1 protein-coding gene is annotated in these 535 nt (G+C 57.2%); it reads right to left on the bottom strand.

Features of this window, described 5'->3' with window-relative positions; genetic code table 11:
* On the bottom strand, positions 1-535 hold a 535-nt coding region (locus J5224_RS34845; RefSeq protein ID WP_264629369.1), incomplete at both ends, for an FGGY family carbohydrate kinase.

Raw genomic sequence — 535 nt, 5'->3', positions numbered from 1 at the left:
GGCAACCACCGGGACGCTATTCATGTTCCAACGCTGTGCCAGTGCGTCAGAAAGGTAGCCGGTTATCTGATTGCCTTCAAACAAGCCAGGCATTGCCGTGCGATCGAGCGAACAGGCGGCGAGCAACGCATCACTCCAGTCCCGTTTACCGACATCCAGCCACAGGGTACCGGCGGCATCCGACATGTCGCTGGCAAATTCACCCGTCATACGCCAGCGCAGGTAGTCTTTGGGTAACAGAACCTTGTCAATTTGTCGAAAACACGCGGGCTCGTGTTCCTGAACCCATTTCAGTTTGGGGGCAGTAAAGCCCGGCATCATCAGATTGCCGGTAATCTGACGCGAGTCCGGCACCTGTTGTTCCAACGTGTTGCACTGGGCGGCACTGCGTCCATCGTTCCACAGCATCGCGGGGCGCAACACCCGATGCTGTTTATCCAGCAGGGTAGCGCCATGCATTTGCCCTGTCAGGCCGATAGCCTTAACGGCATGTAAATCGTGCTGTGTTGCCAGTGCCTGCACCGTGGCATCGGTT

The sequence above is a fragment of the Candidatus Symbiopectobacterium sp. NZEC135 genome, from assembly GCF_025962695.1.
This window is presented reverse-complemented; position numbering and strand designations above follow the sequence as displayed.